Below are 6,733 nucleotides of genomic sequence, written 5' to 3' on the forward strand. Positions count from 1 at the left end.
CGCCGCGCGTCTCACTCAGACGCGCAAAGGTCGCGGTAGCACTTTGGATTGCTGCATGATTTAAGGAATCATGCAGCAGGGGCGATGGAGCAATGAACGAGTGAGTGACGCGGGGTTATCGATGGATATGCAGGGTTTTCCGGAACATCTTCTAACCGGCTACCGCAACTTCATGAGCGGTCGCTTCAGCGAGCAGCAGCAACGCTACAAGACGCTTGCCGAGAGCGGCCAGAAGCCGAAGACGATGATTATCGCCTGTTGCGATTCTCGGGCCGCACCCGAAACGATCTTCGACAGCGGTCCCGGAGAACTCTTCGTCATCCGCAACGTCGCCAACATGATGCCGCCATACGAGCCGGATGGGCACTATCACTCGACCTCCGCCGCGCTCGAATTCGCGGTTCAGTCCCTGCGCGTCAGCAACATCGTCGTCATGGGACATGGGCGCTGCGGCGGCATCAAGGCGGCGCTCGATCCCGATGCCGAACCTTTGTCTCCCGGCGATTTCATCGGGCGATGGATGAACCTGTTGAAGCCGGCCGCCGAACAGATCCAGAGCAACGATTTCATGACCCAGGCGGAGCGCCAGCGCGCGCTCGAACGTGTGTCGATCCGCAATTCGCTCGCCAACCTGCGCACCTTCCCTTGCGTCCAGATTCTGGAGGCAAAGGGCAAGCTGCAGCTGCATGGCGCCTGGTTCGACATCTCAACCGGGGAGCTCTGGGTGATGGACGCCAAGACCGGCGATTTTGCGCGGCCGGGCATGTGAATTTTCGCCCCTCATCCGGCCTGCCGGCCACCTTCTCCCCGCAAGCGGGGCGAAGGGACTTTGCCGCGTCCTCTCAATCCACTCTCCCGCTTCAAAGGGGGACGAGAGCGCTCAGTTGAACAAGCGAACGCGGCGCCGCGCGTCCCTTCTCTCCGCACGCGGGGAGAAGGTACCGGCAGGCGGATGAGGGGTAAATCGTCGTGACCTGAGGGTCTTCTCAGTAGCCGTCGATCTCGGCGCCGATGATGGCGATTGCCTGCTGATAGACGCTGGCAGCGTTCCATCCCTGGATCGCGGCATAATTGACTTCGCCGGGCTGATAGCCGCCTCCCGGCTGCCAACCATGGCCGCGCAGGAAGTTTGCCGTCGAGGCGAGTGCATCCGCCTTGGAGCGGACCATGTCGATATGGCCGTCGCCATCGCCGTCCACGCCAAATCTCAGGACGTTGACTGGCAGGAACTGGGTCTGTCCGATCTCGCCATGGGCCGCACCCCGCGCAGCCGGGCTCAGGTCGCCGCGCTCGACGAGCTGCAGGGCCGCGTAGAGCTGGTTGGTGAAGTAGTCCGAACGCCGGCAGTCATAGGCAAGCGTCGAGACGGCCGAGAGCGTGTGTTCCTTGCCCATGAACGAGCCGAAGCCGGTCTCCATGCCCCAGATCGCGATCAGCGGACCGGCCGGCACGCCGAAGCGCTGCTCGATGTTGTCGAAGAGCCTGGCGTTCTGCGCCCGCATCTTCTTGCCGCGCGAGATGATCGTCTGGCCGCCACGCTTCTGCATGAACTGATCGAGCGAGAGCTTGAAGCTCTTCTGGCCGCGGTCGGCGCGAATCGTCGCCCTGTTATAGGCAACGCCGGAGAGCGCCTGGTCGATGACCGCGGGGCTGATGCCGTTGCCGGCGGCTTGCTGCTTGAACTCGGCCACCCAGGCCTGAAAGCCGCTGCCGTCATTGCCGCATTGGGCCGCCGCCGCGGTCGAGGAAAGGATCGTCGTTGAAACGAGGGCCGCAAGCCCCGCCACTACGCACTTTGCCCTGTGCATGAAATACCCCATCTGCCCGAACTATCGCTTGTCTTCAAAAAAACGCGCCCGCTTCTGCCGGCCATATTGTTGGCCCCCGCGTCACGGGATGTCCTGTTTCACGTGAATCCGCCCAACACCGGCGGAAGAACCAATGCCAAGCCCCGCGGGGTCCGCTTGCGGACCGGGCGGGGCTTCATTCAATGCTTAAGCGGGGCCGGTCAAGCGGCCTGCTTGCGTGGCTTGACCAGGCCGCGGTTGACGAGCAATTCGGCGATCTGGATGGCGTTGAGCGCGGCGCCCTTGCGCAGGTTGTCGGAGACGACCCACAGATTGAGGCCGTTCTCGACCGTCGCGTCCTCGCGGATGCGCGAAATATAGGTCGCATCCTCACCGGCGCATTCATAGGGCGTCACGTAGCCGCCGTTCTCATGCTTGTCGACAACCAGGCAACCCGGCGCCTCGCGCAGGATCTCGCGCGCTTCGTCAGCGGTAATTTCGTTCTCAAATTCGATATTGACCGATTCCGAATGACCGATGAAGACGGGAACGCGCACGGCAGTGCAGGTCACCTTGATCTTCGGATCGAGCATCTTCTTGGTTTCGGCCAGGACCTTCCACTCTTCCTTGGTGTAGCCGTCCTCCATGAACACGTCGATGTGCGGGATGACGTTGAAGGCGATGCGCTTCGTGAACTTCTTGCTCTCGATCGGGTCGGCAACAAAGACGGCGCGGGTCTGGTTGAAGAGCTCGTCCATGCCATCCTTGCCGGCGCCGGACACCGACTGATAGGTGGAAACGACGACGCGCTTGATCGTGGCGCGGTCATGCAGCGGCTTCAACGCGACGACGAGCTGGGCCGTCGAGCAATTCGGGTTGGCGATGATATTCTTCTTCGAGAAAAGCGTGATCGCATCGGGGTTGACTTCCGGGACGATCAGCGGGACTTCGGCGTCGTAGCGCCAGGCGGAGGAATTGTCGATGACGACGCAGCCCTGCTGGCCGATCTTCGGCGAATACTTCTGCGAAACCGCGCCGCCGGCCGACATCAGGCAGATATCGGTGTCGGAAAAATCATAGGTTTCGAGGTTGGAGACCTTCAGCGTCTTGTCGCCATAGGAAACTTCGGTACCGATGGAGCGCGACGAGGCGAGCGCCACGACTTCGTCCGCGGGAAAACCGCGTTCCGAAAGGATGTTCAGCATCTCCCGGCCGACATTGCCGGTGGCGCCTGCGACTGCAATCTTGAAACCCATGATCTAAGCTCTCTTTCTGTCTCTCCTCGTCTGGTGGAGGGGGAAGCCGCGCGGAACGCCCGCGAGGTTTCCTGTCCCCGGCCGGACCGGGGAGAGAGCGGAGGGCCAGAGACGTCAGACGGTTTTCGTCGTCGTTTTGGCCGTTGTTTTGCTAGCGAGCGAGAAATGGCGAGCCTCTCCGGCAGGTACCGGCAAGATCAGCGCAGCGATGGACGGACCGTTCGGTCGCATGGCAGTTTCCTCGTTCGCCGCTGCTCATACGCGGTTTTCGGCAAGAGTCAAGCCGCGGCCCTTGTCCGCCACCATAGCTTCCCGGCCATCAGCGCCGAAAGTGCGGGAGCCGCGCCGCACTTTTGCGTGATCCCCCCCGGCGGCGCGCCCGATCGCCGCATTAGACCAAAGTCATAAGCCGAAAGCATCGCTGCCTCGCGCACTACTTTTCTGACATCTTCATACAAGGCGCACCACGTCCGGATGTTCAGGGAGGAACGTCGGATCGGGGAATGGGCGCTCCAATATGCCAATTTGGAGTGGAGGATCATCAAAATGGCAAATGTCGCAACCGTGGACGGCGCAAAAGCCGGCCCCATGACCGGTGAGGAGAGGAAAGTTATCCTCGCTTCGTCGCTCGGTACCGTCTTCGAATGGTACGATTTCTACCTTTATGGTTCGCTTGCTCTTTATATCGGCGCGACCTTCTTCAGCCAGTATCCGTCCACAACGCAGTCCATCTTCGCGTTGCTCGCTTTTGCGGCCGGCTTCCTGGTGCGCCCGTTCGGCGCGCTTGTTTTCGGCCGTCTCGGCGACCTCGTCGGCCGCAAATATACGTTCCTTGTCACCATCCTGATCATGGGTCTGTCGACCTTCCTGGTCGGTGTCCTGCCGGGTTCGGCCTCCATCGGCATCAGCGCGCCGATCATCCTGATCGGTCTGCGCCTGCTGCAGGGCCTGGCGCTTGGCGGCGAATATGGCGGTGCCGCGACCTACGTTGCTGAACACGCACCGCACGGGCGCCGTGGCTACTTCACCTCGTGGATCCAGACGACGGCAACGCTCGGTCTCTTCCTGTCGCTGGTGGTGATCCTGCTCGTGCAGTTCGCGGTCGGCAAGGAAGCCTTCGCCGAGTGGGGCTGGCGCGTGCCGTTCCTGCTTTCCTGCGTGCTTCTCGGCGTTTCCGTCTGGATCCGCCTGAAGATGAACGAATCGCCCGCCTTCAAGAAGATGAAGGAAGAGGGCAAGGGCTCGAAAGCGCCTCTGACGGAAGCCTTCGGCCAGTGGAAGAATGCCAAGATTGCCATTCTGGCACTCTTCGGTGCGGTGGTCGGCCAGGCGGTCGTCTGGTACTCGGGCCAGTTTTACGCGCTTTTCTTCCTCACGGGCGTCCTGAAGGTGGACGGCCAGTCGGCCAACCTGATGGTGGCCGCATCGCTGCTCATCGGCACTGGTTTCTTCGTCGTCTTCGGCTGGCTGTCGGACAAGATCGGTCGCAAGCCGATCATCATGGCGGGCCTGCTGCTTGCCATGCTCACCTACTTCCCGCTGTTCAAGGCGCTGACCTGGGCCGGAAACCCGGCGCTTGCCGAGGCCCAGGAGAATGTCCGCGCCACGGTTACGGCGGCTCCCGGCAACTGCAATTTCCAGTTCAACCCGACAGGCGTGCAGAAGTTCACGAGCTCGTGCGACATCGCGACTGCTTTCCTGACCAAGAACTCCGTTCCCTATGACGTCGTGAGCACTGCGGCGGCGGGAACACCGGCGACCGTCAAGATCGGCGAAACGACGATCACCAGCTACGATGCGATTGCCGCCGGCGACAAGGCGAAGGCCGAGGACGCGGCCTTCAGCAAGCAGGTCAACATGGCGCTGCAGGCCGCCGGCTACCCGCTCGTGCGCGGTGTCGCCAAGGTGCCGGATTCCAAGCTCGACGCCTTCGTCGCGGCCAATCCGGAACTGGCGCTTGACGCCGCTGCTGTCCGCGCTGGCGAAAAGGCCATGGTACCGGCCGACAAGCTGGTTGCCGACAAGCTGCTGACGAAGGAAGAAGTCGGCGGCGCCAAGGAAATGGCGGTCTATGCGATCGACAAGGGCGGCGCCTTCACGATGGTGGCCGATCCGGCCCGCGTCAACTGGACGACGATCATCGCCGTGCTGAGCGTCCTCGTCATCTATGTGACGATGGTCTACGGCCCGATCGCGGCTCTGCTGGTCGAGCTCTTCCCGACCCGTATCCGCTACACCGGCATGTCGTTGCCCTACCATATCGGCAACGGCTGGTTCGGTGGGCTGCTGCCGGCAACGGCCTTCGCGATGAGCGCGGCCCGGGGCGACATCTATTACGGCCTCTGGTATCCGATCGTCTTCGCCGGCATCACACTGGTCATCGGCCTGTTGTTCCTGCCCGAGACCAAGGACCGCGATATCCACGCCATGGACTAAATCACGATGCGGGATGCGGGCGGAGAGCCCGTTCCTCATCCCGCCGGCGAACTCTCCTGACTCCGGCGCGGTCTTCCGCGCCGGCTTTTTTATTTTTCCTTTTGCTGGGAAGTCGCTCTTTTCGGCGCCGGCCAGCCGCCTGCGTCCAGCCGGAAGAGCCAGCCTTGCCGGGCAAAAACGAAGGCGACCATAATCGCGACCCAAAGACCGAGCAGCAGGCCGGCGGCGACATCGCTCGGATAGTGCGCGCCGACGATCACCCGCGAGACGCCGATCGCCAGCGCCAGGATCAGAAACACGGGCCTCAACTGCGGCATCAGCATCGCGAAGGCACCGAACAGGGCGCCGGCGGCCGTTGAATGACCCGAAGGGAAGCTTTCAAACAGCCGGTCGCTCGTGAAGGGCGTGAGGCTGTAGGCGCCGTATTCAGCGAAAAGTTCCGGGCGTGCGCGGCCGATCAGGAATTTCAGTCCATGCACCACCGTGCTTGCCGTGCCGATCGTCAGAAGAAAATAGGCGGACAGATTGCGCGCGGTTCGAGCCTTGTGCCGAAGCGCGTCCTGATGCGCCGTACGTCGGACAATGAAGGCGACGAGCAGAAGCAGGGCCGACGTGTAGATCATCCAGGCCGCGCTGCCGATATCGGTGATCTCCCGGTTGAACTCGACGATCTCGTCCGGCAGGTTCTGAGCCCAATGCGACAATTGCGGATCGAAGGGGACGAATGCGAGCACGAGCAGCAGCGTCGTCAGGAAGATCCAGGCTGTGGAAGCAAGCGGTTGATTCATATCCGACCTGTTCGGCATCCTCCTGCATGTGAAGCCGATCGCGACGAAATCAAGACCCGAATGAAAAACACCTCCGGAAGCGTCTCCGGAGGTGTTTTTGTCGAACCTCATCGGCGTGAGCCGAAGGAAGAACGTCAGGCGTCGTTGTGCCGGATCAGGCCGAAAGCGCCTTGAACTCGGCGAGGATCGCGTCGCCCATCTCGGTGGTGCCGACCTGGCGAGCGCCTTCCGCCATAATGTCGCCGGTGCGGATGCCCTTGTCGAGCACGTTGGCGATCGCCTTTTCGAGGTTGTCGGCTTCCTTCACGAGGTTGAAGGAATAGCGCAGGCACATGGCGAAGGAGGCGATCATGGCGATCGGGTTGGCAATGCCCTTGCCGGCAATGTCCGGTGCCGAGCCGTGCACGGGCTCGTAGAGCGCCTTGCGCTTGCCGGTCTTCGGATCCGGCGCGCCGAGCGAGGCGGA

General features: G+C 62.2%; 6 protein-coding genes. 2 read left to right on the top strand and 4 right to left on the bottom strand.

Going from position 1 to position 6,733, the window contains the following annotated elements:
* Positions 1–121 precede the first annotated feature (121 nt).
* On the top strand, positions 122–769 hold the full coding sequence (locus tag GHK62_RS18685) for a carbonic anhydrase (RefSeq protein ID WP_153440626.1): 648 nt from the start codon (positions 122–124) through the stop codon (positions 767–769).
* 217 nt (positions 770–986) lie between these two features.
* Here GHK62_RS18685 and GHK62_RS18690 read toward each other — a convergent pair whose 3' ends face one another.
* Together GHK62_RS18690 and GHK62_RS18695 are read right to left on the bottom strand one after the other, a co-directional pair.
* The gene (locus tag GHK62_RS18690; protein ID WP_153440627.1) at positions 987–1,808 is read right to left on the bottom strand and encodes a lytic murein transglycosylase; all 822 of its coding nucleotides are present in this window, start codon (positions 1,806–1,808) and stop codon (positions 987–989) included.
* A gap of 200 nt (positions 1,809–2,008) precedes the next feature.
* Positions 2,009–3,043 (bottom strand): aspartate-semialdehyde dehydrogenase, encoded by a 1,035-nt coding sequence (locus tag GHK62_RS18695; RefSeq protein ID WP_153440628.1) that lies wholly within the window; start codon positions 3,041–3,043, stop codon positions 2,009–2,011.
* A gap of 546 nt (positions 3,044–3,589) precedes the next feature.
* Between GHK62_RS18695 and GHK62_RS18705 the strand changes: the two genes are divergently transcribed.
* Entirely contained in the window at positions 3,590–5,479 is a 1,890-nt protein-coding gene (locus GHK62_RS18705; protein WP_153440630.1) for an MFS transporter, read from the top strand.
* Positions 5,480–5,568: 89 nt separating this feature from the next.
* Here the strand turns inward: GHK62_RS18705 and GHK62_RS18710 are convergent, their stop codons facing one another.
* Both GHK62_RS18710 and GHK62_RS18715 read right to left on the bottom strand, forming a co-directional pair.
* On the bottom strand, positions 5,569–6,267 hold the full coding sequence (locus tag GHK62_RS18710) for a phosphatase PAP2 family protein (RefSeq protein WP_153440631.1): 699 nt from the start codon (positions 6,265–6,267) through the stop codon (positions 5,569–5,571).
* A gap of 154 nt (positions 6,268–6,421) precedes the next feature.
* On the bottom strand, positions 6,422–6,733 hold a 312-nt coding region (locus tag GHK62_RS18715; protein WP_234886957.1), incomplete at its 5' end, for an isocitrate/isopropylmalate family dehydrogenase.

Origin of the sequence: Sinorhizobium terangae, from assembly GCF_009601505.1 — a bacterium.
Classification (GTDB): domain Bacteria; phylum Pseudomonadota; class Alphaproteobacteria; order Rhizobiales; family Rhizobiaceae; genus Sinorhizobium; species Sinorhizobium terangae.

What these genes read in the sequence shown, in the direction of transcription:
- GHK62_RS18685 (WP_153440626.1), top strand. Translation starts at nt 122, where the DNA reads ATGGATATGCAGGGTTTTCCGGAACATCTTCTAACCGGCTACCGCAAC.
- GHK62_RS18710 (WP_153440631.1), bottom strand. Translation starts at nt 6,267, where the DNA reads ATGAATCAACCGCTTGCTTCCACAGCCTGGATCTTCCTGACGACGCTG.
- GHK62_RS18705 (WP_153440630.1), top strand. Translation starts at nt 3,590, where the DNA reads ATGGCAAATGTCGCAACCGTGGACGGCGCAAAAGCCGGCCCCATGACC.
- GHK62_RS18690 (WP_153440627.1), bottom strand. Translation starts at nt 1,808, where the DNA reads ATGCACAGGGCAAAGTGCGTAGTGGCGGGGCTTGCGGCCCTCGTTTCA.
- GHK62_RS18695 (WP_153440628.1), bottom strand. Translation starts at nt 3,043, where the DNA reads ATGGGTTTCAAGATTGCAGTCGCAGGCGCCACCGGCAATGTCGGCCGG.